General features: G+C 60.9%; 19 protein-coding genes. 7 read left to right on the forward strand and 12 right to left on the reverse strand.

Annotated features, from left to right (window positions below):
- Window positions 1-25 precede the first annotated feature (25 nt).
- The 3 genes from der to CLV74_RS09605 are packed head-to-tail and all read right to left on the reverse strand — an operon-like array spanning window position 26 to window position 3,563.
- Complete coding sequence (gene der / locus CLV74_RS09595) at window positions 26-1,501, reverse strand: ribosome biogenesis GTPase Der (RefSeq protein WP_106264015.1); 1,476 nt, start codon at window positions 1,499-1,501, stop codon at window positions 26-28.
- A gap of 47 nt (window positions 1,502-1,548) precedes the next feature.
- The gene (locus CLV74_RS09600) at window positions 1,549-2,862 is read right to left on the reverse strand and encodes a PQQ-binding-like beta-propeller repeat protein (RefSeq protein ID WP_106264016.1); all 1,314 of its coding nucleotides are present in this window, start codon (window positions 2,860-2,862) and stop codon (window positions 1,549-1,551) included.
- A gap of 38 nt (window positions 2,863-2,900) precedes the next feature.
- Window positions 2,901-3,563: a hypothetical protein gene (locus CLV74_RS09605; protein ID WP_106264017.1), complete on the reverse strand. Its 663-nt coding sequence runs from the start codon at window positions 3,561-3,563 to the stop codon at window positions 2,901-2,903.
- Window positions 3,564-3,819: 256 nt separating this feature from the next.
- Between CLV74_RS09605 and CLV74_RS09610 the strand changes: the two genes are divergently transcribed.
- A complete protein-coding gene (locus CLV74_RS09610; protein ID WP_106264018.1) occupies window positions 3,820-5,037 on the forward strand; it encodes an efflux RND transporter periplasmic adaptor subunit in 1,218 nt (405 codons plus the stop codon).
- Entirely contained in the window at window positions 5,034-8,747 is a 3,714-nt protein-coding gene (locus CLV74_RS09615; RefSeq protein ID WP_106264019.1) for an efflux RND transporter permease subunit, read from the forward strand. Before CLV74_RS09610 ends, CLV74_RS09615 begins: the two co-directional genes overlap by 4 nt.
- A gap of 114 nt (window positions 8,748-8,861) precedes the next feature.
- Here the strand turns inward: CLV74_RS09615 and CLV74_RS09620 are convergent, their stop codons facing one another.
- On the reverse strand, window positions 8,862-10,688 hold the full coding sequence (locus CLV74_RS09620) for an ABCB family ABC transporter ATP-binding protein/permease (RefSeq protein WP_106264020.1): 1,827 nt from the start codon (window positions 10,686-10,688) through the stop codon (window positions 8,862-8,864).
- Between the two features lie 64 nt (window positions 10,689-10,752).
- Window positions 10,753-12,027 carry a LysM peptidoglycan-binding domain-containing protein gene (locus CLV74_RS09625; protein ID WP_106264021.1) on the reverse strand — a complete coding sequence of 425 codons (1,275 nt, stop codon included), beginning with the start codon at window positions 12,025-12,027 and terminating at the stop codon, window positions 10,753-10,755.
- A gap of 115 nt (window positions 12,028-12,142) precedes the next feature.
- Between CLV74_RS09625 and CLV74_RS09630 the strand changes: the two genes are divergently transcribed.
- Window positions 12,143-12,709, forward strand: coding sequence for an LOG family protein (locus tag CLV74_RS09630; RefSeq protein ID WP_106264022.1), 567 nt, complete (start codon window positions 12,143-12,145; stop codon window positions 12,707-12,709).
- Here the strand turns inward: CLV74_RS09630 and rarD are convergent.
- Both rarD and CLV74_RS09640 read right to left on the reverse strand, forming a co-directional pair.
- Window positions 12,658-13,530 carry an EamA family transporter RarD gene (rarD, locus tag CLV74_RS09635; RefSeq protein WP_106264023.1) on the reverse strand — a complete coding sequence of 291 codons (873 nt, stop codon included), beginning with the start codon at window positions 13,528-13,530 and terminating at the stop codon, window positions 12,658-12,660. The genes CLV74_RS09630 and rarD overlap by 52 nt on opposite strands.
- Before the next feature lie 185 nt (window positions 13,531-13,715).
- Window positions 13,716-14,324 (reverse strand): superoxide dismutase, encoded by a 609-nt coding sequence (locus tag CLV74_RS09640; protein ID WP_106264024.1) that lies wholly within the window; start codon window positions 14,322-14,324, stop codon window positions 13,716-13,718.
- Window positions 14,325-14,621: 297 nt separating this feature from the next.
- On the opposite strand from CLV74_RS09640, the gene CLV74_RS09645 reads away from it, so the two are divergent.
- Window positions 14,622-15,044: a PACE efflux transporter gene (locus tag CLV74_RS09645; RefSeq protein WP_106264025.1), complete on the forward strand. Its 423-nt coding sequence runs from the start codon at window positions 14,622-14,624 to the stop codon at window positions 15,042-15,044.
- Window positions 15,045-15,132: 88 nt separating this feature from the next.
- Here the strand turns inward: CLV74_RS09645 and CLV74_RS09650 are convergent, their stop codons facing one another.
- The 5 genes from CLV74_RS09650 to CLV74_RS09670 all read right to left on the reverse strand — a co-directional run bounded on the left by CLV74_RS09650 (window position 15,133) and on the right by CLV74_RS09670 (window position 20,939).
- Entirely contained in the window at window positions 15,133-15,705 is a 573-nt protein-coding gene (locus CLV74_RS09650; RefSeq protein WP_106264026.1) for a sarcosine oxidase subunit gamma, read from the reverse strand.
- Window positions 15,698-18,712 (reverse strand): sarcosine oxidase subunit alpha family protein, encoded by a 3,015-nt coding sequence (locus CLV74_RS09655; protein ID WP_106264027.1) that lies wholly within the window; start codon window positions 18,710-18,712, stop codon window positions 15,698-15,700. Before CLV74_RS09655 ends, CLV74_RS09650 begins: the two co-directional genes overlap by 8 nt.
- Window positions 18,713-18,775: 63 nt before the next feature.
- Window positions 18,776-19,105 (reverse strand): sarcosine oxidase subunit delta, encoded by a 330-nt coding sequence (locus CLV74_RS09660; protein WP_106264028.1) that lies wholly within the window; start codon window positions 19,103-19,105, stop codon window positions 18,776-18,778.
- 282 nt (window positions 19,106-19,387) lie between these two features.
- Complete coding sequence (locus CLV74_RS09665; RefSeq protein WP_106264029.1) at window positions 19,388-19,630, reverse strand: hypothetical protein; 243 nt, start codon at window positions 19,628-19,630, stop codon at window positions 19,388-19,390.
- 64 nt (window positions 19,631-19,694) lie between these two features.
- The gene (locus tag CLV74_RS09670) at window positions 19,695-20,939 is read right to left on the reverse strand and encodes a sarcosine oxidase subunit beta family protein (RefSeq protein ID WP_106264030.1); all 1,245 of its coding nucleotides are present in this window, start codon (window positions 20,937-20,939) and stop codon (window positions 19,695-19,697) included.
- Window positions 20,940-21,138: 199 nt separating this feature from the next.
- Here CLV74_RS09670 and ccmI point away from each other — a divergent pair, with 199 nt between their 5' ends.
- Genes ccmI through CLV74_RS09685 form a run of 3 tightly spaced genes read left to right on the forward strand, consistent with a single transcriptional unit; the run spans window position 21,139 to window position 23,098 of the window.
- Complete coding sequence (gene ccmI / locus CLV74_RS09675) at window positions 21,139-22,371, forward strand: c-type cytochrome biogenesis protein CcmI (protein WP_106264237.1); 1,233 nt, start codon at window positions 21,139-21,141, stop codon at window positions 22,369-22,371.
- Window positions 22,368-22,844: a Holliday junction resolvase RuvX gene (gene ruvX / locus CLV74_RS09680; protein WP_106264031.1), complete on the forward strand. Its 477-nt coding sequence runs from the start codon at window positions 22,368-22,370 to the stop codon at window positions 22,842-22,844. The genes ccmI and ruvX overlap by 4 nt, the downstream gene beginning before the upstream one ends.
- The gene (locus CLV74_RS09685) at window positions 22,841-23,098 is read left to right on the forward strand and encodes a DUF1289 domain-containing protein (RefSeq protein WP_106264032.1); all 258 of its coding nucleotides are present in this window, start codon (window positions 22,841-22,843) and stop codon (window positions 23,096-23,098) included. The genes ruvX and CLV74_RS09685 overlap by 4 nt, the downstream gene beginning before the upstream one ends.
- Window positions 23,099-23,147: the final 49 nt, after the last annotated feature.

Below are 23,147 nucleotides of genomic sequence, written 5' to 3' on the forward strand. Positions count from 1 at the left end.
GGCGGACACCACTGGCGAACCGGCCTTACGTCTTCGGTCCTTTGCCAAGGTGCTTTTTCAGCTTCGAAGGCTGCGCCTTCTTCTTGTTCTGATAGGGGTTCCGGTCCCCTTGCCCGCGCATATAAAGGCGGATCGGCGTGCCGGGCATATCAAAGTCCTCGCGCAAGCCATTGATAAGATATCGGGAATAGCTTTCGGGCATCTTATCAGGGTGCGAGCACATGACCACAAATCCCGGCGGACGGGTCTTGGCTTGCGTCATATAGCGCAGCTTGATCCGGCGACCGTTGGGTGCCGGCGGCGGGTGCGCCGCAACCATACCTTCCAGCCAGCGGTTCAGCTTCGCGGTGCTGACGCGGCGGTTCCACACATCGTGGGCGCGTTCGATCGCCGCCCGCAGACGCTCCAACCCGCGGCCGGTCTTGGCCGAAACGGTGATCAGCGGTGCGCCGCGCAGCTGGGGTAGCAGACGCTCGAAGGATTCTTTCAACTCCTTCAGCTTGTCCTGCTTCTCATCCTCGATGTCCCACTTGTTCACCGCAACAACCACCGCACGGCCTTCGCGTTCGGCCAGATCGGCGATGCGCAAATCTTGTTGTTCAAAGGGGATCGCCGCGTCCAGCAGCACCACCACAACCTCGGCGAACTTCACCGCCCGCAGACCGTCGGACACCGACAGCTTCTCAACCTTGTCCTGCACCTTGGCGCGCTTGCGCATACCGGCAGTATCAAAGATCCGAACGGGCAAGCCGTTCCAGTCAATGCGCAGGGCAATCGCGTCACGGGTGATGCCCGCTTCCGGCCCCGTCAGCAGACGATCCTCGCCCAAAATTTTGTTGATCAGCGTAGACTTACCGGCGTTCGGTCGGCCAACAACGGCCACCTGAAGCGGCTTGTTAACCGTCGGACGGAAGGCCTTTTCATCCGCCTCGGCGTCAAAGTCGTCCTCATCGTCGCCCACTTCGACCTCGGTCTCGGGGGCTTCTTCTTCGGCGCGCTTTTCGAATTCCTCGGACAGAGGCAGCAGCTGCACGTAAAGATCGTTCATGCCTTCGCCGTGTTCGGCAGAAAGGCGGATCGGCTCACCCAATCCCAGACCCCAAGCCTCAAGCACACCCGCATCCGCAGCCGAGCCTTCGCCCTTGTTCGCCGCCAGAATGACGTGCTTGGCCCGCTTGCGCAGGATTTCGGCAAATATTTCGTCCACGGGGGTCACGCCGACCCGCGCGTCGATCATGAACAGACAGATGTCTGCCATGTCCACGGCACGTTCTGTCAGGCGGCGCATCCGGCCTTGAAGGCTGTCGTCAGTTGCGTCTTCCAGACCTGCGGTGTCGATCACGGTAAAGCGCAGGTCCGCAAGGCGTGCGTCCCCTTCGCGCAAATCGCGCGTTACGCCGGGCTGGTCATCCACCAGCGCCAGTCGTTTCCCAACAAGGCGATTGAACAGCGTGGACTTGCCCACGTTGGGGCGGCCCACGATGGCCAGCGAGAATGTCATTGTGCGACTCCGTCAGATCAAGTCGCCTCCCTTACAGCAAAGCTGCGTCAACGGAAAGCGAGGAGTTGGCCTTTGCGCGAGACAACGTAGACCGTGCCATTCACCACCACAGGGGGGGTAGCGGCACCGCCGTTGATCGCGACTTCGCTGGTCAGGGCACCGCTTTCAGCGTTGTAGCTGCGCAGATACCCGTCGCTAGAGGTGATCACAATCTGACCATCCACCAGCAGCGGCCCGTAGTGCGCGAATACCGCATCACGGCGACGCGGACGCTTGGCCTGATAGTTCGGCAGCTCGGTCCCCCAGATGCGGGTGCCATCGGTGGCATCCAGACGCATCAACTCGTTCCGGTCAGAGATCAGGTAAACCGAATCCGAGGTCACAGCGACAGGACCCAAGGCCCCTTCAGGTGCGCTCCAGACGCGATTGCCCGTATCCAGTTCCAGCGCGACAAGGCTGCCCGACTGGTTCGAGATATAGACCTTGTTGCCGTCGACCACCGGATCGCCGGTGATTGCACTGATTTGGCTTAGGGCCAGACCGTTGCGGGTGCCAGCAACCGATGCATCCCAGCGGCGCACGCCACCCTGACGGAAGGCCGCCATTACATCGCCATTGCTGAAGGGGAAGATCACCAGTTGATCGGTCACCGCAGGGGCCGGACCGCCAACGACCGAGGCACCACTGCCCACGCCGTCCAGCTGCCAGCGCACGCGGCCATTGGATTTATCGATTGCCCAAGCGCGGTTCGCGCCCGACACGAAATACAGCAGATCGCCATAAACCGTGGGCGTGCCCGAAGCACCAGACTCCAGCTCTTGCTGCCATAGAACCGCACCAGTGGCGGTATCCAGCGCGGTGATCGCGCCAAAGCTGCTGGCAGCAAAGACAACATTGCCATCCACGGCCAGACCACCGCCCGATCCCTGCTTGGTGTCATCGCGCATGGGGGTCAGATCATGGGTCCACAGCACCGCGCCACTGGTCGAGGTCGCTTGAACGGTCGCCTGCGCGTCGATGGTAAAGATGCGGCCATCGGCAACCACCGGCTCGGCGGTGATGCGGTGGGCGCGATCTTCGGACTGGCCGATATTCACCGCCATCACTTGCGTCAGCGGGAACGAGACGCTGAGGTTGCCGGGGTTATTGCGGGCGTTCACATGGGCCTGGGGCCATGCGCTCAGGTTCTGTGCCGCGGGCATCGCTGCGGCGCGGGGCTGATCGTCAAAGACCAGCTGCGGCACTTCGCCGTCCAGCGTCAGGCGATCGCCCGGCAGGATGATCTCGGGTTCGGCGCAAGCGGTCAGCAGCGTGGTCGTGGCAAGAACTGCAATCAGTGCAGAGCGGCGGCAGATCGTCATCGTGTCATCCTTCGCGGCATTGGGTTCCAGAACAGCGCTTACTGCGCGCCATCTGCGGGCAGCACGGCCCCCAGAGCGGTCAGCGCGTCGGCAATCCGCTGGCGTTGGCTTGCGGTGGTTTCAGCATCTTCGACGATGCGTTGCAGACCGTCACGGGCGGCCTCGGTGTTTCCGGCACCAGCCTCAAGATAGGCCAGTTGCTCCATAGCCAGCAGGCGGAAGGGCGCGCCGGGCTGTGCCAGTGCCTCATATCCCAGACGCTGGCTGTCCAGATCCTGTTCGGGGGCAAGTGTCAGCGCCTTCAGGGCGGCCAGATCACGGTAGACGCGGGGCAAGCCACCGTCCTGCGCGATGGTCTGAAGGACAGCCACCGCATCAGCGCGCTGATCCGCATCCAGCAGTTCAACCGCTTGCAGTTGCTTCAGCACTGCCGCCAGTTTCGGGTCCGCCGCTGTGATCGAAGCCAGCGCCGCTGCGCGGGCCGCTGCATCTTCGCCGGTCGAGGCATCAATCACCGCGTCCCCTGCCGCCTGAGCGGCTGCCGTGGTCTGCGCCTTTTGCCATTCGGTCCAAGCGGCACCGCCGACAAGAGCAACAACAGCCAACGCTGCAATCCAGCCGTAGCGGCGCACATAGCCGAAAAGGCGGTCACGACGCAGGTCTTCGGTTACCTCGTCAATAAAACTGTCGGTATTGCTCATGATGTCCCCGTAACTCTTTGTTCTTCTCTAACCCTAAGCCTAACCGGTTGCCAAGTACTGCAACTTGCCAGCCGCCCTTGCCACACCACTTATGAGACCAGAGGTCATGCCTGTGTCACGAATGGTCAATTTATTTATCTAAACTCTACGGTTCAGAACCTGTAGATTAAATGTGGAATAACAAGGCTGATTCTGTCGGCCTCAGTCGCTTGGGCAGCCGCATTTGGCCCGATCGCACAAGGAAAACGGGGATATTATGAGACTGCTGCAAATTTTGACCGCACTGATCGTGTCGGGCTTTCTCTACATGCTGGTATTTGAGCGCGAAGAACTGATGGCTTTTGCGGGGGCCAACGGCAATGACGGCGATACGGCAGAGGCCGTTGCCGAAGAAGAAAGCACAGCGATTGCTGTTCTGGCGCAGCGTTACACCGCACAAGAAATTGGTAGCGCCGTCATCCTGCGGGGTCAGACCGAGGCCGACCGTCAGGTTGAACTGCGGGCCGAGACCAACGGTCAGGTGATTTCCGAACCCCTGCGCAAAGGGGCCTTCGTCACCAAAGGCACCGAGATGTGCCGCCTTGATCCGGGCACCCGTGATGCATCACTGGCCGAAGCCCGCGCGGGTCTGGCTCAGGCCGAGGCTGCCCACCCCGAGGCTGAGGCCCGCGTCTCTGAGGCTCAGGCCGTTCTGCATGAAGCCGAGATCAACGCACGTGCGGCGCGCGAATTGAACAAGGGCGGCTATGCGTCCGAAACCCGTCTGGCAAGCTCTGAGTCCTCGGTAGAAAGCGCCAAGGCCGCCGTGCAGGCCGCGCAAGGTGGTCTGGCCACCGTTGCCGCCAGCATCGAAAGCGCCCGCGCCGGTGTTGCCATGGCCGAAAAGGAAATCGACCGCCTGACCATCACCGCCCCTTTCGATGGCGTTCTGGAAAGCGACACCGCCGAGATCGGCAGCCTGATGCAAACAGGGTCAATCTGCGGCACAGTTATTCAGCTGGACCCGATCAAGGTGGTGGGCTTTGTCCCTGAAACCGAAGTGAACCGTATCCAGCTTGGCGCCCGCGCAGGCGCACGCCTGACCACGGGCCAAGAGGTCACCGGCAAGGTTGTGTTCCTTTCCCGCTCGGCCGATGAAACCACCCGCACCTTCCGCGTCGAGATTGAGGTGGCAAACCCCGAACTGACCATCCGCGACGGCCAGACTGCAGAGGTCGCCATCGGTGCCCAAGGGGCCTTGGCCCACCTGCTGCCCCAGTCCGCCCTGACCCTGAATGATGACGGCGCTTTGGGCGTGCGTGTGGTGGGCGCGGGCAACATCACCCGTTTTATGCCGGTGGATGTGCTGCGTGACACGATCAACGGCGTCTGGGTCAGCGGCCTGCCCACCGAAAGCGATGTCATCGTCGTCGGGCAAGAGTTTGTCACCGATGGCGTTCCGATCAACCCCAGCTACCGTGAGGCCAGCAAATGACCGGCATCGTTGATTGGGCCGCCAGCCGCGCCCGCATGATTCTGGCCTTTATCGCCTTATCGCTGGCGATTGGCACCTTCTCTTACGTGGGCCTTCCTAAAGAGGGCGAGCCCGATATTGAAATTCCTGCCCTGTTCGTCTCGGTGCCGTTTCAGGGCATCTCGGCGGCGGACAGTGAAACCCTGCTGGTCAAACCGATGGAGACGGAACTGTCCGATCTGGACGGTCTGAAATCCATGTCGGCCACCGCATCCGAAGGCTACGCGGGCATCGCGCTGGAATTCGAGTTCGGTTGGGACAAATCCCGCACTCTTGCCGATGTGCGCGATGCGATGAACACCGCCGAAGCAAATTTCCCTGAAGGGGCCGAAAAGTACTCGATCAACGAGATCAACTTTTCCGAATTCCCGATCATCATCGTGAACCTGACCGGTGACGTGCCCGAACGCACCATGAACCGTGTCGCCAAAGACCTGCAAGACCAGCTTGAAAAGCTGGACGCGGTGCTGGAAGCAGGCATCGCAGGCAACCGCGACGAGATGCTAGAGGTGGTCATCGACCCCCTCAAACTGGAAAGCTACAACGTCACCGCAGACGAGCTGATCAGCGTTGTGCGCAACAACAACCAACTGATCGCGGCGGGCGAAGTGACCTCTGACCAAGGCGCATTCGGCGTCAAGATCCCCTCATCCTTCGATGAGCCGCGCGATGTGTATGACCTGCCCGTCAAGACCAACGGCGACCGCGTCGTGACCCTTGGCGATATCGCTGACATCCGCCTGACTTTTGAAGACCGCCGTGGCACCGCCCGCTTTAACGGCGAGAAAACCGTGGCCCTTCAGGTGGTTAAGCGCAAAGGCTTCAACCTGATCGACACCGCCACCGAAGTGAAACAGGTTGTCGCCGCCGCCCGCGCCGAATGGCCCGCCGAGATGAAAGCCGCCGTATCCGTCGGCACATCAAACGACCAGTCGCGCACCGTGGCAAGCATGGTCAGCCAGTTGGAAGGCTCGGTCCTGACGGCGATTGCACTGGTGATGATCGTGGTGCTGGCCTCGCTGGGGATCCGCCCTGCGCTGCTGGTGGGTTTTTCGATCCCCACGTCGTTCCTGCTGTGTTTTGCGATCCTCGGTGCCTCTGGCATCGCCATTTCGAACATCGTGATGTTCGGCCTCATTCTGGCCGTGGGCATGCTGGTGGATGGCGCGATCGTTGTGGTGGAATACGCCGACAAACGCATCAGCGAAGGCGTCGGCCCCATGCACGCCTATGTCGAGGCAGCAAAGCGCATGTTCTGGCCCATCGTCAGTTCCACCGCGACGACCCTTTGCGCTTTCCTGCCCATGCTGTTCTGGCCCGGTGTTCCGGGGGAATTCATGGGGATGCTACCGGTCACCCTGATCTACGTTCTGTCGGCCTCGCTGGTGGTGGCGCTGATCTACCTGCCAGTGCTTGGCGGCGTCTCGGGCCGTATTGCACGGACCTTCCACCGCTCGGGCGACGGGCTGCGCCGTATGGCCCCCTACTGGCTACGGGCGCTGCTGGTGCTGCCCTCGATCTATCTGATCTTCATCGGCTTGATGCAGCTGTTGAACCCCGCCTACCTGATGGGCCCCGAGGCCGCAGGGTGGGGTCCCCGCATCATCGGTACGATCCTTTTCCTGATGGGCGCGACCTTCACCACCATCACGCTGGATAGCGTCAAGCTGGAGCATCGCCAAAAACGTATTCGCGGCGGCTATCGCCGTTCGCCCTTCGGCTGGTTCATCCACATGATTGCAGGCAACCCGATCATGCCGCTGGTGGTCATTGGCGTCGTGATCTGGTTCGTGGCCACCACCTTCGCGATCTTTGGCGCCAACAACAATGGCGTGGAATTCTTCGTGGAATCAGAGCCCGAACAGGCACAGGTCTACATCCGCGCCCGCGGCAACATGAGCCTTGAAGAACAAGACGCCATCGTCGCCCAAGTCGAAGACACGATCATCGCCCACCCCGGCGTGCGCTCGGTCTTTGCCTTTGCCGGTCAAGGTGGCCTGAACACAAACAACGGCGGCGCGCAGGCCCCTGCGGACACCATCGGTCAGGTCCAGTTCGAAACCATCCCGTGGGAAGAGCGTACCGACCGCCCCGATCTGGACGGCAACGTGGTTCTGGAAGAGCTGCAAGCGCAACTGGACCAGATCCCCGGCATCCAGACCGAAGTCCGCGATCTGGCCATGGGCCCCGCCTCTGGCAAGCCTGTGCATCTGCGGATCAAAGGCGATAACTGGGACCAACTGGTCTCCACCACTCAGGAGATCCGCGCCGCGTTTGAAGAAACGCCAGGCCTCATCCAGTTCGAAGACACCCTTCCCCTGCCCGGCATCGACTGGCAGATCGACGTGGACGTGGCCAAAGCAGGCCGCTACGGCGCGAACGTTGCCGCCGTCGGCGCGATGGTGCAACTGGTCACCAATGGCTTGCTGCTGGATACCATGCGTGTGGACAGCAGCGACGAAGAGATCGACATCCGCGTCCGCCTGCCCGAAGAAGATCGCGTTCTGGCCACTCTTGATACGCTCAAGGTGCGCACCGCAGACGGTCTGGTCCCGCTGGCCAACTTCATCACCCGCAAACCCGTCGCGCAGCTGGCCGAAATCAACCGCGTTGAACAAAAGCGTCATTTCGACATCAAGGCAGATGTGGCACCGGGCCTGTTCAAGCTGATCCAGAACGGTGAAACCCTTGGGATCGTGCAACTGACCTCGGACATTCCGATGGCAGAACGCTCGGACGACAAAGCGCTGCAGTTGGGCGAGAACCTGTACCAGACCTACTGGCGCGCCGAAGGGCAAACCGACCAAACCATATCAGATGCCTTCACCAATGGCGGAAACCTGATGCCCGTCAACGGCAACGAACGGATCGAGATCCTGAACCAGTTCCTCGCGGACTTCGACCTGCCCGCCGGGATGGAGACCGAATGGACCGGCGACCAAGAAGATCAGGAAGAAAGCGGCGCGTTCCTGATGAACGCATTTGCTGGCGCTCTAGGTCTGATGTTCATCATCCTTCTGGCTCAGTTCAACAGCTTCTATAACTCGGTGCTAGTGCTCTTGGCGGTGGTCCTGTCCACCACAGGCGTTCTGATCGGGATGCTGGTGATGGATCAAGCCTTCTCGATCATCATGACCGGCACGGGCATCGTGGCGCTGGCGGGGATCGTTGTGAACAACAACATCGTTCTTATCGACACCTTCCAGGAATACGCCCGCTATATGCCCCAGATCGAGGCTGTCACCCGCACAGCCGAAGACCGCATCCGGCCGGTTCTGTTGACCACCATCACGACGATGGCAGGCCTTGCCCCTATGATGTTCGGCCTCAGCCTCGACTTCATAAACGGCGGCTATTCCATCGACAGTCCAACGGCGCTGTGGTGGAAACAGCTGGCAACAGCGGTGGTCTTCGGACTTGGCATCGCCACGGTCCTGACGCTGGTGCTAACCCCGTCGCTGCTCTCGCTGCGCATCTGGCTTGGCACTTATGCGCGCTGGATCGCCCGCGCTCTCGAGCGTGCCTCTTTCGGTTCTGGCAGCCGCGCCGCCCGCGACTGGATTCTCGCCCGCGAAGCCCGCAAGGTCAAAGCGCCTGAGATCATCTGGACGATCGAAGACAGCAGCCGTCCCGATACGACTGACCAAAACGCTCTGCGCGCCGCTGAATAACACTGCGGCACGTCGCTGACCGAGTAGTGAGTATTTAGTGCAATAAAGAAGTATACAGTCTGACTTCCTTATTGCCTAAATACTCACCGCTCAACGCGAGAAGCTCTTGAACCCTCAGTGGTCGTTAAGGCGTTCTGCCGCTTGGCGGCGCCACAGGCTGGCGTAGCGCCCATCCAATGCAAGCAGTTCTGCGTGAGTACCGGTTTCCATAACCTCACCTGCCTCCAGCACCACGATCTGATCGGCATCTGCGATAGTCGATAGTCGGTGGGCGATGGTGACAACAGTGCGGCCTTCGGCGGCGCGGGACAGGGCTTCTTGGATGCCTTGCTCGGTACCCGTATCCAAGGCGCTGGTGGCCTCATCAAGGATCAGCAGCGGCGGGTCCTTCAAAAGGGTCCGAGCGATGCCGACCCGCTGCTTTTCGCCGCCCGACAGCTTCAGGCCCCGTTCACCCACTTGGGTGTCGTAGCCTTTGGGCAGGGACATGATGAAGTCGTGGATCTGGGCGGCCTGGGCGGCGGCGTAGATCTGCGCTTCAGTCGCATCCTGATTTCCGTAGGCAATATTGTAACGAATGGTGTCGTTGAACAGCACTGTGTCCTGAGGGACCACGCCGATCGACGCATGCAGTGAGGATTGCGTCACATCGCGGATATCCTGCCCGTCAATACGGATCGCCCCTTGGGTGACGTCGTAGAACCGGAACAGAAGCCGTCCGATTGTGGACTTGCCCGAGCCCGAGGCCCCGACGATCGCCAAGGTTTGTCCCGCCGGCACGCTTAGCGAGATGCCCTTCAAAACTTCCCGCTCTGGATCGTAGGAGAAGCGGACGTTGTCCAACTCGATCAGGCCTTCTGTCACCTTCAGACCAGAGGCGTCGGGCTTGTCCTGCACCTCGGAAGGTTGGCCAAGCAGGTGGAACATCTCTCCCATGTCCACAAGGCTCTGGCGGATTTCGCGGTAGACCGTTCCAAGGAAGTTAAGCGGGCTGGTGATCTGGATCATGTAGGCGTTGACCATGACGAAATCGCCCACGGTCAGCGACCCATCCGCCACCCCAAGAGCCGCAAGGATCATCACCCCTGCCAGACCGCAGGAGATAAAGAACGACTGGCCCGCGTTCAGGAAAGCCAGCGAGTATGAGGTCTTAAGCGCCGCTTGCTGATAGGCTGCCATCGAGCTGTCGTAGCGTTCGGCCTCTCGCTCTTCGGCGTTGAAATACTTGACGGTTTCAAAGTTCAAGAGGCTGTCGATGGCCTTCTGGTTGGCATCGGTATCCTGCTTGTTCATCTCGCGCCGAAGCTTCACGCGCCATTCGGTGACCGTGAAGGTAAAGGCGACATAGGCCGCGACCGTGGCAAGAACGATCAGCAGGTACCAGACATCAAAAAGGAACATCAGCACGACCGAGATCAGCAGCAGTTCCAGCGTGAGGGGGCCGATCGACAGCAGTGTGAAGCGCAACAGGAATTCAACGCCCTTGATCCCGCGCTCGATAATCCGGCTAAGGCCGCCGGTTTTGCGGGTCAGGTGATAGCGCAGCGAGAGGGCGTGGATGTGCTTGAAGGTCTCAAGCGCCAGAAGGCGCACGGCCCGTTGGCCGACGGGGGCAAAGAACACATCGCGCAGCTGTTGCAGGCCAACGGTTAGCACCCGCGCCAGAGCGTAAAGGATCGTCAGGCCAACCGCACCGATTGCCATACCTGCCAGCGTCGGCAGTTCCCCTTCGGGGGCCAGCGCATCAACGGCCATTTTGTAAAGATAGGGCGAGCCGACTGCGATCAGCTTGGCCACCAAGAGCGAGATCAAGGCCCACACCACGCGGGTGCGCACCCACTTGGGCTGTTCGGGCCACAGGTAGGGCACCACGCGGCGCAGGGTTTGAAGACCGCTGGCGTGGCCTGCGGAAGGGGTGCTGTCACGGGTTTCAGGGGGCATTGGCGCTCCGGCTACGGAAGATGGCTGAGGTGCAACCTAGAGCGCGGGCTTGGCAATGACCAGACTACTGTTCGGGAAGATCGAAGACCTGCCCCGGATAAATCAGGTCCGGATTGCGGATCTTGTCGCGGTTTGCCTCGAAAACCCGCACATATTCGATGCCATGGCCGTATTTGCCCTGCGCGATCCCCCAAAGGGTCGAGCCCGGCACAACGGTTGCGGTGATTGCGCCGCTGGCGTCACGGGGGGCGCCTTCCAATGCATCAGCCGTTTCCTTGCGGAACGGGGTTTCCAGACGCGAGGTGACAGAGCCGTCCGCGCCGATCTGATCCAGACGTAGGGTGTAATCGCCTGCGCGGACTGCAGGCAGCGGGGATTGCCAGCCGCCGTCCGCGCCAACTGGCACGGTGGCGATGGGACGATTGTCGACGTAGACGCGGACAAACCCTTCCGCGGGCGCGCGGCCTGTCAGTTGCACTTCACCGGCGTCGTCATAACTGATGGCGTCCAATGCGACTTGGTCCATAACCTCGGGCGCGTGGCCACCGGGTTGCAGGACGCGCAGGCCCTTGTCATCCGCCAGCAGAACCGTCGGCGCACCGGGCAGGTCCGAGGCGATCGGCACGGCGGGCGTGGTATCGGGCGAAAGGCTTGCAACCTCGGCGCTGGCAGGTGCGGCGTCAGACGTGTCAGAGGTAACTGTGGTATCGGGCTGCGCCGGGGCATTGGCCTGCATGGTCGGAACCGCAGCTGCGCCATCATCAGGCAAGGCGGCGTCAGTGATCGGCGCTTCGGCAACGGGTGTTTTCGGTTGCGGCGCACGCTGGGGCGCAAGGATCACGCGCTGGCTGCCCTGCGCCTCGATCACCTCATTGGCATCCAGTCTTGCAAGTGTCAGGACGCGGGCGCGGCCTTCGGGCGGTAGGTCCAGAAAGCTGGCGAATTTCCCGTCCGATCCGGCCTTGGCCTTGCCCAGGCTTTTGCCGTCTACGAGGATCGACACATCGCTGTTTGCTGGCGCTTTGCCGGCAATCAACGTGCTGCCGTTCGGCTCGACCCGCACCACATCAAAGGACAGTGCCTCATCAACCTCCGGCGCGTCGGGATCGACGGCGATTTGATCTGCGGGTGCGGCATCGGCCGCTTCGCTGGAAGGGGATGTCGCATCGGGGGCCGCGCTCATGACCTCTGGAACGGGCGCGACGGCAGTTGTGTCAGTGGCAGAGGTGGTCTCAGTGTCAGGCTTTTTGGGCAGGTTCTGGGACAAAATCCACGCGATGACCGCCGCAATTGCGACACCCGAACTCAGACCCAGCGCGACTTTACGATTTTGTGTCATCGTTTTGTTTCTTCCTCCTGCCAGTCAAAGCCTGTGGCCTTATGACTGTTGATGAAAGCTATCAGTTGGGGATAAGGCAGGTCTAGGCGAATACCCGCCGCCGAAGGGGAGACATATGTCCAAGTTTTCTGTTTGTGTCTTTTGTGGCGCACGTTCAGGCACAAAACCCAGCTACACCCAATGTGCGGATGATGCAGGCCGGATGATTGCAACCAATGGTTGGCGCCTGGTTTATGGGGCCGGCGACGTGGGTTTGATGGGCACCACCGCCCGTTCTGCACAGAAACACGGGGCAGAAACCCTTGGGGTGATCCCTTTGCATCTGATGAAGATGGAGGTCGGCAAGCGCGATCTCAGTCAGTTCATCGCCACCGAGAACATGCATGAACGTAAGAAGGTCATGTATATGAACTCGGACGCGATTGTGGTGCTGCCCGGCGGCGCGGGCTCACTGGACGAATTCTTTGAAGTGCTGACGTGGCGCCAGCTTGGCCTGCATGAAAAGCCTATCATTCTGATCAGCACCGATGGCTATTGGCAGCCGCTGATGGACTTGATGACCCATGTGGTTGCCGAAGGCTTCGCCGGTCAGAACACCCTCGACTATATCACAGTGGTGGAGACCGTCGATCAGGCCGAGGCTTTCTTGCGCGAAGCGGCCCGCAAGGTGGCTGTCGAATAAATCGCCAGCGCGGTCCAGATCATCGCAAAGGCGATGGCGTACCAGATGCCGAAGGGCTCTTGGAAGACCAGCGTGGCCACCAGAAATTGGAGCGTCGGGTTCAGGTATTGCAGCAACCCGACGGTGCTCATGGGGATGCGGCGGCTGGCATAGCTGAACAGGATCAGCGGCAGCCCCGTCAGCGGCCCCGATCCGATCATCAATGCCAGATGTGCTGGGTCGGTCACATGCAAACCGCCAATGCTTAACACCACAATGGCAATAGGAACCAGCAGCGTCACTTCGGCAGTGACACTGACCACGGGGCCAAGGCTGAGTGATTTTTTCAATACTCCATAAAAGCCAAAGCTGAACGCCAGCACCAGCGAGATATAAGGCGCGACCCCAAGACCGATGGTCAGGGTGGTCACGGCCAGCGCGGCCAATGCCACAGCGATCTGTTGCCAAAGGCCCAGACGTTCCTTGAAGAAGACGAACCCTAAAAGAACCGCAACCAGCGGAAAGATGTAATAGCCAAGGCTGGCCTGCGTCGCATGGCCCACGCTGATCGAATAGATAAAGAAGAACCAATTGGTCGAGATCATCAGCGCCGCCAACCCGATATGGGCCACCTGACGCCCCTGCCCCAAAGCCTGCATCAGAACGCGGAACCGGCCCTGCACCATCAGAACCAAAGCAAAAAAGACCGCCGACCAGATGGTCCGATGCGCCAAAACGGTGATCGGGGGAACGTCCGCCAGCATTTTGTAATACAGCGACGACAGGCCCCAGACGGTGCAGGCGGCGATCATGGCGGCGACGCCGCGGGTGGTCTCGGTCATGGGGTGTTCCGGCTGGTTGCCAATCTTGGGACCCTCGCGCCGGAGGCGGCAATTTGCAATGGACCACGGGGGAATTTGCCCCTGAATTCAGCACTTTTCCATCCTACGGAAAGAGACCGGCCAAAAGAAAACGCCCCGCGGAGAACCGCAGGGCGCCACATCCGTCCCGTAAAGGGCGCGATGACTTAGGCGTTCGACAGACGCTCTGCCACGTTTTCCCAGTTCACCAGTTTGTCCAGGAAGTTGGTCAGGTACACAGGGCGCTTGTTGCGGAAATCGATGTAGTAGCTGTGCTCCCACACGTCGCAACCCAGCAGAGCGGTCTGGTTAAAGCACAGGGGGTTCACGCCGTTCTCGGTCTTGGTGACCTTCAGGGTGCCGTCGGTGTCAACCACCAGCCAGCACCAACCCGAACCAAACTGGCCTGCACCTGCTGCGGCGAAATCGGTCTTGAACTGCTCGACCGAGCCGAACGCGTCAACGATGCGTGCTTCCAGTTCCGACGGCATAGCTGCGCCTTTGGGGCCCATCATTTCCCAGAACTGGTTGTGGTTCCAGTGCTGCGATGCGTTGTTGAAGATGCCGTTCTGAGCAACTGCGCCAGCGTTGTAGGTGCCTTTGATGATCTCTTCCAGCGACTTGTCCGCCCACTCGGTGCCGTCGATCAGCTTGTTGCCGTTGTCGACGTAGGCTTTGTGGTGGATGTCGTGGTGAAACTCCAGCGTTTCCTTCGACATGCCCAGATCGGCCAGTGCGTCGTGAGCATAGGGAAGTGCGGGAAGTTCGAAAGCCATAGTAGCCCCCATTATTCGTGTGAAAAAAAGATACGTCTTAGGTGATCCGCCACCGCGCTTACGTCAAGTGCCAGCATTGGATTCTCTTTACTAATACACCGGATCAACGCGGTTTGGGTCCGGTTGTTCCCGCAAAGCTGTCAAAAATAGTCAGATTTCGCGCATCGGTGGCGCAGTCTGTCCGAATGATGGGCCACCTTGCCTCTTTCCACTCGCGGTGCCACCATGAGGCTAGAGGACGACCTCTTGAAAAAGCGATTTGGCGGGACGACCCGTTGTCTTTCACGGGGACACCCCATGCGTACGCCTCTGGACCGTTTGCGCCACGCGCTTTTGTTCGAAATCATCGCCCTGATGATCATTGCCCCTGTGGGGGCTTGGGTCTTTACCCTGCCCGTCCATCAAGTAGGTATCGTCGGCGCGGTCAGTGCGGCCATCGCCGCCCTTTGGAACATGGTCTACAACCATCTTTTCGATCACGCGATGATGCGCCGATATGGGACCACCCTGAAATCCCAACGTATCCGCGCCCTGCATGCAGTGCTGTTTGAAGGCGGCCTGCTGCTGGTGCTGGTCCCGTTCATCAAGTTCTATCTGGATGTCTCATGGACTGAGGCCGCCGCGATGGACGTGGCCACAGGGATATTCTACGTGCTCTACGCCTATGCCTTTAACTGGGGCTACGACCGGCTGTTCCCCTTGCCCGAATGGGACCAGTAAGGTTTTCCAGCCAGAACGCACCAAAGAAAAACCCGCCCCTTTCTTTTGAAAGGGCGGGTTCTGCTTGAAATGCTCATGACATGGAATGTCAGAAGTAATCCACCTCACTGCCTGCAGAGGCCGACATAGCCAGCAGGTTGTAGGCGTATTCCGCGACCGAGCGGAAGCAGACCAGACGGAAGCTGTCTTCGCTGTTCATCCAGAAGGCCGCCGCGATTTGCGCCAGACGGGTGCGGCGCAGGTCGCCCACACCGAACGCTTCGGGCGACAGGTCTACGGGGGCCAGCTTGGCGATGACTTCGCGTGCCTTAGGGCCGGTGATGCCAAAGACCGCACGGGCGTCCGAGACGTTCACCGCAAGGAAATGGCTGCCATCCAGCGCCGCGTTCAGCTCTTCCAGCTTTTCGACCACAAGGCTGTACGGCACGAAAACCATCAACTCATCGGGTGACATCCACGCAACACCGCCTTCAAGGGTGCCGACGCATTTGCGGACCTCAGGCAGTGCCTCGACGCCAGCGACAGTGCAGACCGCCTTGGCAAATCCAGCATCCGCCTGATCGCCCCGCACGGTGATCATTCCGTGCAGGCCCAGTTCTGCAACTGCGGCAAAGCCGTTGGGGTTATTCGCACCAGCCAGTGCGCTGATTGCCTCAGACATTCTGCTTTTCCCCTTCTTTGTCGTACCAGACAGGATCGACGATCTTTGCCATCACGGTGGTTCCATCCACCTTGCCGAATTCTACCAGCTCGCCCATGCGCTGGGGGCCGTGCTTGATCAGACCCATCGCGATGCCGCGGCCCAGAGTGGGCGAATAGTAGGTCGAGGTCACGCGCCCGATCATGTTGCGCTGGCCATTTTCGTTGTGGCCGTGAACAACCGCATAGGCCCCGTCAGGCAGCACACTGCCGTCCACGGTTTCCAGACCCACCAACTGCCAACGTTCCTCGCTGGCAAGGAAGGTGCGCTGCTGGCCGCGTTTGCCGATAAAGTCCTCTTTCTTTTTCGAGATCGCCCAATGCAGCCCCAGATCCTGCGGGATCACGGTGCCATCGGTTTCGTCCCCGATCATGATAAAGCCCTTTTCGGCGCGCATGACGTGCAGACATTCGGTGCCATAGGGCATCATGCCGAACTCTTCGCCCGCCGCCATCAGCGCATCCCAGAAGGCGCGGCCTTGGCTGGCCGGAACCGCGATTTCGTAGGACAGCTCGCCCGAAAAGCTGATGCGGAAGATGCGCGCATCAAAGCCGCCCAGTTTGCCTTGGGTCCAGTCCATGAACCCAAGCGCGGCTTTCGACACATCCATGCCACCCAGCTTTTCCAGAACCATGCGGGCCTTGGGGCCAACCACGGCGATCTGGGCGTATTGCTCGGTCACATCGGCGGTGTAGACCTTGAAGTCCCACCACTCGGTTTGCAGCCACTCTTCCATGTGGGCGTGGGTATGCGCCGCGCCACCCGAGGTGGTGTGCACAAGGAAGGTCTCTTCATCCAGACGGGCAACAACGCCGTCATCCATCAGGAAGCCGTTTTCGTTGCACATCAGGCCATAGCGGCATTTTCCGGGCTTCAGGGTGCTCATCATGTTGGTGTAGAGCAGATCCAGGAACTTGCCTGCATCGGGACCCTTCACGATGATTTTCCCCAGCGTCGAGGCATCCAGCAGACCCACATTGGTGCGGGTGTTGGTGATCTCGCGGCTGACTGCCTGCGCGTGGCTCTCATTGCCGCGCGGGAAGGTGTAGGGACGGCGCCACTGACCGACAGGCTCCATATAGGCGCCCTGATCCTCATGCCATTGCTGGATCGGGGTTTTGCGGATCGGCTGGAAGACATCGTCCCGCGCCGCGCCGCCAATCGCACCCATAGAGATGGGCGTGTAAGGGGGGCGGAAGGTGGTGGTACCTACCTGCGGGATCTTTTCACCCAAACTATCAGCAAGAACCGCCAAGCCGTTGATGTTACTTAGCTTACCCTGATCAGTGGCCATACCCAGCGTGGTGTAACGCTTGGTGTGTTCGACGCTTTCAAAGCCTTCGCGGGCCGCCAGTTGAACGTCGCTGACCTTGACGTCGTTCTGGTAGTCCAACCACATTTTCATGCGCAGCTCATAGACCGGATTGGCGGGCATCATCCAGACGGGCTTCATCTGGTTTTCATCCCGCGCATCGCCTGCGGGCGCGGGTGTGGTCGCGGGCGCGTAACCTGCGGCCTCAGCCGCCATCTTGCCGGCGGCATCGGCGTCAGCCAGCACATCGCCAAGACCCAAGGGGCCGCTTGCGCTGCCTGCGGTCAAAACGAAGGGCTTGCCATCAGCGCCGGTGGGGGCGCGGGTCGCATCAGGTTTGAAGTGGTTCTCCACCTCATCCCAAAGCAGCTTACCACCACAGTGCGACCACAGGTGCACGACCGGAGACCAGCCGCCCGACATGGCAACCGCATCACATTTGATCGTCTCTAGGATCGCGCCGCCGTTGCCTTCCATCCGGCACAGCTCAACGCCTTCGACGCGCTTGCCACCTTTGACCTTGCTGATCGCCATGCCAAGGGCCACGCGGATGCCCAGTTTACGGGCCTTCTCGCCAAGATCGCCTGCGCCTTGGCCGCGGGCATCGATGATTGCGGGCACTTCTTGACCCGCCTCAACCATGGCAATCGCGGTGCGGTAACCGTCATCGTTATTGGTGACGACAACGGTGCGCTTGCCCACAGCCACGCCGTAGTTAACCGCGTAGTCACGGACCGCACTGGCCAGCATCACGCCGGGGATGTCGTTGCCTGCAAAGCTGATGGGCCGTTCAATCGCGCCGGTTGCGGTGACGATCTGCTTGGTCCGGATGCGCCACAGACGATGACGGGGACCGTCCTGATCGGGCGCGTGGTCGGTCAGACGCTCATACCCCAGAAGGTAGCCGTGGTCATAAACCCCTGCCCCCATCATGCGGCGGCGCAGGGTGACGTTGGGCATCTCTTCCAGACGGGCCAGTGCCGAGGCAACCCAAGTCTCCGCCGACATGCCATCAATGGTGCCGCCATCCACAACTGCGCGGCCACCCCAAGCAGCGGTCTGCTCCATCACCAGAACCTTCGCGCCAGCCTCGCCCGCGGCCAAAGCCGCCTGCAGGCCCGCAACGCCGCCACCGATCACGGTGACATCGACGTAGGCGTAGAAGTGTTCATAGCGGTCCGCGTCCTTTTCCTTGGGCGCTTTGCCAAGGCCTGCGGACTGACGGATGAAAGGCTCATATACGTGCTTCCACAGAGGGCGCGGGTGCATGAACATTTTGTAGTAGAAACCAGCGGTCAGGAAGGGCGTGAAATACTGGTTCACCGCGCCCACATCAAATTCCAGCGAGGGCCAGTGGTTCTGGCTGGTCGCCGACAGACCGTCGAAAAGTTCAGTCGTGGTGGCGCGCTGGTTGGGCTCGAACTTGCCGTTCTGGCCAAGGTTGACCAGTGCGTTCGGCTCTTCCGCGCCCGAGGCCACGATGCCGCGCGGGCGGTGGTATTTGAACGAGCGGCCCACCAGCATCTGGTCATTGGCCAGCAGCGCCGAGGCCAGCGTATCGCCCGCATGGCCGGTCAGGGTCTTGCCATTGAACTGGAATGCAACGGTCGAGGAGGTGTCGACAAGGCGACCGCCTTTGGAAAGTCTGGTGCTCATATTCTCAGACCTCGTCTTTGCCGGAAACCCGGATCATTTGAGTATTTAGATCAAGAAGAAGGCTCATTCGAACTCTCTCCATTTAAAGCCTGGGCGTGCGGCGCGGATCTTGTCCAGCAGGTCCGCAGGCGGCGTAGAGGTTTGTGCGGTATAAGTGCCGAAGACCTCTAGCGTCACGGTACAGCGGGCTGCGTGGAACCACTTGCCGCAGCCGTTGGAATGCCGCCAGCGTTCGAAATGCACGCCCTTGGGGTTTTCGCGCATGAACATATAGGTTTCGAAATCCGCATCAGAGGAGCCGGGGCCAAAGCGTTTCAGATGCGCTTCGCCGCCTGCGGAAAGTTCTGTTTCCTCGGCCATGACGCCGCAATAGGGGCACTGGAGTGTCAGCATGATTGGCCTCCGATTGACGTGGCGAGGGCGTGGATTTTGCCCTGCTGTATTTTGGAAATGAGAGAGGGATGCGCACATAGGTCAGCGTGCCCGATGTCTTTGGACATCAAGGGCATTGCAAGGGGTCCGTCGCTGCAATTCAGGCGGACATTCGTGCGGTTGTGCGAAGTGCGAAGAGTAGGCACGCCGCCGCTTTTCCGAGGTAAGTCGATGATGGAAAAGCGGCGACGGTATGCTTCGGCCGTCACGTCTTGGAACGACCGGCCGAAAGGCAAGTCGGTATTAGTTTGCGCGGGTAGCGTCGTCGATCGCGTTTGCTGCGCCTTCGATGGCTTCGCCAGCTTGCTCAGCTGCGGGGCCTGCGCCTTCGATGCTGATGTTGATGTCGTCATTCGAGCCGAACTCGAACCCTTGGTAGAGCGCGAACCCCAGCACGACGACCGCCACCACGAGCGCGCCGACGATGAAGGCGAGGACGCTGTTCGAGTTGCCGGTTGATCCGGTGTTGCTGTCATGGGCAGCCATGGAAGTGCTCCTGTATGTGTGTCAGTCACACAGGTAACGCTGGCTATCGGAAAAAGGTTCCGCATCAGTGTGCAACCCCAGCCGCAACGCTTTCGTCGATGAAGCGGCCTTCTTTGAAGCGGTCCGTGCTGAATTCGTTGGCCAGCGGCGAATAGCCCTTTGCCATCAGTTCCGCCATCGCCCAACCCGAGCCCGGAATGGCCTTGAAGCCGCCGGTACCCCAGCCGCAGTTCACAAAGCAGTTCTCCAGCGGGGTTTTCGAAATGATGGGCGAGCGGTCGCCGGTCATATCCACGATCCCGCCCCACTGACGCAGCATCTTGAGGCGGCTGATCATCGGGAAGGTCTCGATCAGGGCGCGGACGGTTTCCTCGATGTGATGGAAGCTGCCGCGCTGGGTGTAGTTATTGAACCCGTCGGTGCCACCACCGATGACCATCTCGCCTTTGTCGGACTGGGACATATAACCGTGCACGGTGTTCGCCATGACGACCACGTCCATGCAGGGTTTGATGGGTTCCGACACCAGCGCCTGAAGCGCAAGGCTTTCGATCGGCAGACGGAATCCCGCCATATCGGCCAGCACACCCGAATGACCCGCGACGACGATGCCAAGCTTGTTGCAGTCAATGCTGCCCTTGGTGGTCTCGACCCCGACAACGCGGCCCGCGATGCGGCGCACGCCGGTGACTTCGCACTTCTGGATGATGTCCATGCCCATGTCGGAACAGGCGCGGGCGTAGCCCCATGCCACCGCATCGTGACGGGCGGTACCACCGCGAGGCTGCCACAGGCCACCCAGCACGGGATAGCGCGGACCGTCGATATTGATGATCGGGACGATCTCTTTGACCTTCTCGGGGCCGATGAATTCGGTTTTCACCCCTTGCAGCGCGTTTGCGTGGGCGGTGCGCTGATAACCGCGCACCTCATGGTGGGTCTGGGCCAGCATGATCACGCCGCGGGGGCTGAACATCACGTTGTAGTTCAGGTCCTGACTGAGCGTTTCATAGAGATCGCGGGCTTTCTCATAGATCGCCGCCGAAGGGTCTTGCAGGTAGTTCGAGCGGATAATCGTGGTGTTCCGGCCGGTGTTCCCGCCCCCGAGCCACCCTTTTTCCAGCACGGCAACATTGGTGATGCCGAAGTTCTTCCCAAGGTAATAGGCAGTCGCCAGCCCGTGACCGCCCGCGCCGACGATGATCGCATCGTAGCTTTTCTTGGGCTCGGGCGAGCGCCATGCGCGCTCCCATCCGGTGTGGTGGCGTGCCGCTTCGCGGGCAATGGCAAAGGCAGAATAACGTTTCATGAGCCTCGAATCCGTACGTGTGGCCGTTCTTATCCGTCATGGACCTGTCGCAAGTTTAGACCGCGACTGACAGCGTCACAATTCATCGCATCTGCGACATGTGACCCCGCACGATTGCGACATAAGCCCCAGCATCGCAGATTTCGGGTTTTGAAACGGCGCGGCAACGCCTAAATAGCGATCAACAATGGGAGAGATCATGCTTTTCTGGATCATCACACTTGGCCTTGCCGTTCTGGTTGCCGCGCTTTTGGCGATTGCTCTTTTGCGGGGAAAACCGGGGGACGTGTCGCCTGCGGCCTATGACCTTGAGGTGTACCGCACCCAGCTGAAAGAGGTTGAACGCGACGCGGCACGCGGGGTCATCGGCCCTGACGAGGCCGAGCGCCTGAAGGCCGAGGTTGGCCGCCGCATTCTGGCCGCCGATACCGCCATGAAGACCGAGATTGAGACCGGCGGGCAACCCCGCGCGGCGACGGCGCTGATGGCGGTGATCGTTGTGGCGATCCTCGCTGGTGGCGGGCTTTACACCTACTGGCGCCTTGGGGCACCCGGCTATGGTGATCTGGCCCTGAAAGACCGCATCGCGATGGCCGAAGAGCGCCGCGCAACCCGTCCCTCGCAGGCCGAGGGCGAGGCCGCCGCACCGCCGATACCGGAAATGCCCCGCGCTGACAGCCAGTTCACCGAACTGGTGGGCAAGCTGCGCGCAGCTGTGGCGCAGCGTCCTGACGATCTGCAAGGTCAGGCACTCTTGGTCCGCAATGAAGCCGTTCTGGGGAACTTCACCCAAGCCTATGCAGCCCAAAAGCGGGTGATCGAGATCAAAGGCGATGAGGCCAGCGCCACCGATTACGCCGATCTGGCCGATATGCTGATCCTTGCCGCTGGCGGCTACGTCAGCCCCGAGGCCGAAGAGGCCCTGCGCGGCGCTCTCAGCCGTGACCGTCAGAACGGCACGGCGCTGTACTACTGGGGCCTGATGCTGACCCAGAACGACCGACCCGATCAGGCGTTCAACATCTGGAACAACCTGCTGCGCAAAGGCCCTGCCGATGCGCCGTGGATCGCCCCCATCCGTGCGCAGATTACCCAAGTGGCCGAGGCCGCCGGCGTGGACTTTACCATGCCCGAGGCCGCTGCCCCCGCCCTGCGCGGCCCCAGCGCCGAGGATATGGCGAACGCTGCCGAAATGACCGACGAAGACCGTCAGGCGATGATCCGCGGCATGGTCGAGCAACTGTCAGAGCGTCTGGCCAGCGAAGGCGGCAGCGCTGCCGAATGGTCGCGGCTGATCAGTGCCTATGGCGTTCTGGGCGAAACCGACCGCGCCCGCGCGATCTGGACCGAAGCCCAAGGGCGTTTCGCTGACCGTCCCGACGATCTGGCAACTGTCCGTCAGGGCGCGCAAGCCGCTGGGGTGGCTGAATGATTTACGAAGACCTGAAAGACTTTGTCGCCGCCCTGCCCTCGATGCGGGCCTTGGCCGGGCTGGACCTTGGGGACAAAACCATCGGGGTCGCGGTCTCGGACACGTTCCGCAGCGTGGCAACGCCGCTTGAAACCATCCGCCGCAAGAAATTCGGGGTGGATGCGGAAAGCCTGTTGGCCATCGTGAACCAGCGCAATGTGGGCGGGTTGGTGCTTGGTCTGCCCCGCAACATGGACGGCACCGAAGGACCGCGCTGCCAATCCACCCGCGCCTTTGCCCGCAACCTAAGCCGTTTGACCGACCTGCCGATCACCTTCTGGGATGAACGTTTGTCCACCGTAGCCGCCGAAAGAGCGCTGTTGGAGGCGGATACGTCTCGCAGACGTCGCGCCGAGGTCATCGACCACGTGGCAGCCGGATATATTCTGCAAGGTGTGCTGGATCGCATGGGGCATATGGGGCGCGAGGAATGACGGACACCATCTGGAAACGGGACGAGATCGAGAGCCCCTGCGTTAAGCTCTGCGTCGTTCACCCCGAGGCACGGATCTGCACCGGCTGCTACCGCTCGATCGACGAGATCACCGCGTGGTCCCGCATGACCCCCGAGGCACGGCGCGAAGTCATGGCCACCCTGCCCGAGCGCCAGTCCCTGCTGACCATGCGCCGCGGTGGGCGCACAGGTCGCCTTGAGCGCGACGCGGCGAAAGCTGCCAAGAACGCGTAATCAACACTTTCTTCAAAAGACAGCGCACACCCGACCCGCATGGGTCGCG

The sequence above is a fragment of the Donghicola tyrosinivorans genome (assembly GCF_003003355.1).
Lineage (GTDB): Bacteria > Pseudomonadota > Alphaproteobacteria > Rhodobacterales > Rhodobacteraceae > Donghicola > Donghicola tyrosinivorans.

What these genes read in the sequence shown, in the direction of transcription:
- der (WP_106264015.1), bottom strand. Translation starts at nt 1,501, where the DNA reads ATGACATTCTCGCTGGCCATCGTGGGCCGCCCCAACGTGGGCAAGTCC.
- CLV74_RS09600 (WP_106264016.1), bottom strand. Translation starts at nt 2,862, where the DNA reads ATGACGATCTGCCGCCGCTCTGCACTGATTGCAGTTCTTGCCACGACC.
- CLV74_RS09605 (WP_106264017.1), bottom strand. Translation starts at nt 3,563, where the DNA reads ATGAGCAATACCGACAGTTTTATTGACGAGGTAACCGAAGACCTGCGT.
- CLV74_RS09610 (WP_106264018.1), top strand. Translation starts at nt 3,820, where the DNA reads ATGAGACTGCTGCAAATTTTGACCGCACTGATCGTGTCGGGCTTTCTC.
- CLV74_RS09615 (WP_106264019.1), top strand. Translation starts at nt 5,034, where the DNA reads ATGACCGGCATCGTTGATTGGGCCGCCAGCCGCGCCCGCATGATTCTG.
- CLV74_RS09620 (WP_106264020.1), bottom strand. Translation starts at nt 10,688, where the DNA reads ATGCCCCCTGAAACCCGTGACAGCACCCCTTCCGCAGGCCACGCCAGC.
- CLV74_RS09625 (WP_106264021.1), bottom strand. Translation starts at nt 12,027, where the DNA reads ATGACACAAAATCGTAAAGTCGCGCTGGGTCTGAGTTCGGGTGTCGCA.
- CLV74_RS09630 (WP_106264022.1), top strand. Translation starts at nt 12,143, where the DNA reads ATGTCCAAGTTTTCTGTTTGTGTCTTTTGTGGCGCACGTTCAGGCACA.
- rarD (WP_106264023.1), bottom strand. Translation starts at nt 13,530, where the DNA reads ATGACCGAGACCACCCGCGGCGTCGCCGCCATGATCGCCGCCTGCACC.
- CLV74_RS09640 (WP_106264024.1), bottom strand. Translation starts at nt 14,324, where the DNA reads ATGGCTTTCGAACTTCCCGCACTTCCCTATGCTCACGACGCACTGGCC.
- CLV74_RS09645 (WP_106264025.1), top strand. Translation starts at nt 14,622, where the DNA reads ATGCGTACGCCTCTGGACCGTTTGCGCCACGCGCTTTTGTTCGAAATC.
- CLV74_RS09650 (WP_106264026.1), bottom strand. Translation starts at nt 15,705, where the DNA reads ATGTCTGAGGCAATCAGCGCACTGGCTGGTGCGAATAACCCCAACGGC.
- CLV74_RS09655 (WP_106264027.1), bottom strand. Translation starts at nt 18,712, where the DNA reads ATGAGCACCAGACTTTCCAAAGGCGGTCGCCTTGTCGACACCTCCTCG.
- CLV74_RS09660 (WP_106264028.1), bottom strand. Translation starts at nt 19,105, where the DNA reads ATGCTGACACTCCAGTGCCCCTATTGCGGCGTCATGGCCGAGGAAACA.
- CLV74_RS09665 (WP_106264029.1), bottom strand. Translation starts at nt 19,630, where the DNA reads ATGGCTGCCCATGACAGCAACACCGGATCAACCGGCAACTCGAACAGC.
- CLV74_RS09670 (WP_106264030.1), bottom strand. Translation starts at nt 20,939, where the DNA reads ATGAAACGTTATTCTGCCTTTGCCATTGCCCGCGAAGCGGCACGCCAC.
- ccmI (WP_106264237.1), top strand. Translation starts at nt 21,139, where the DNA reads ATGCTTTTCTGGATCATCACACTTGGCCTTGCCGTTCTGGTTGCCGCG.
- ruvX (WP_106264031.1), top strand. Translation starts at nt 22,368, where the DNA reads ATGATTTACGAAGACCTGAAAGACTTTGTCGCCGCCCTGCCCTCGATG.
- CLV74_RS09685 (WP_106264032.1), top strand. Translation starts at nt 22,841, where the DNA reads ATGACGGACACCATCTGGAAACGGGACGAGATCGAGAGCCCCTGCGTT.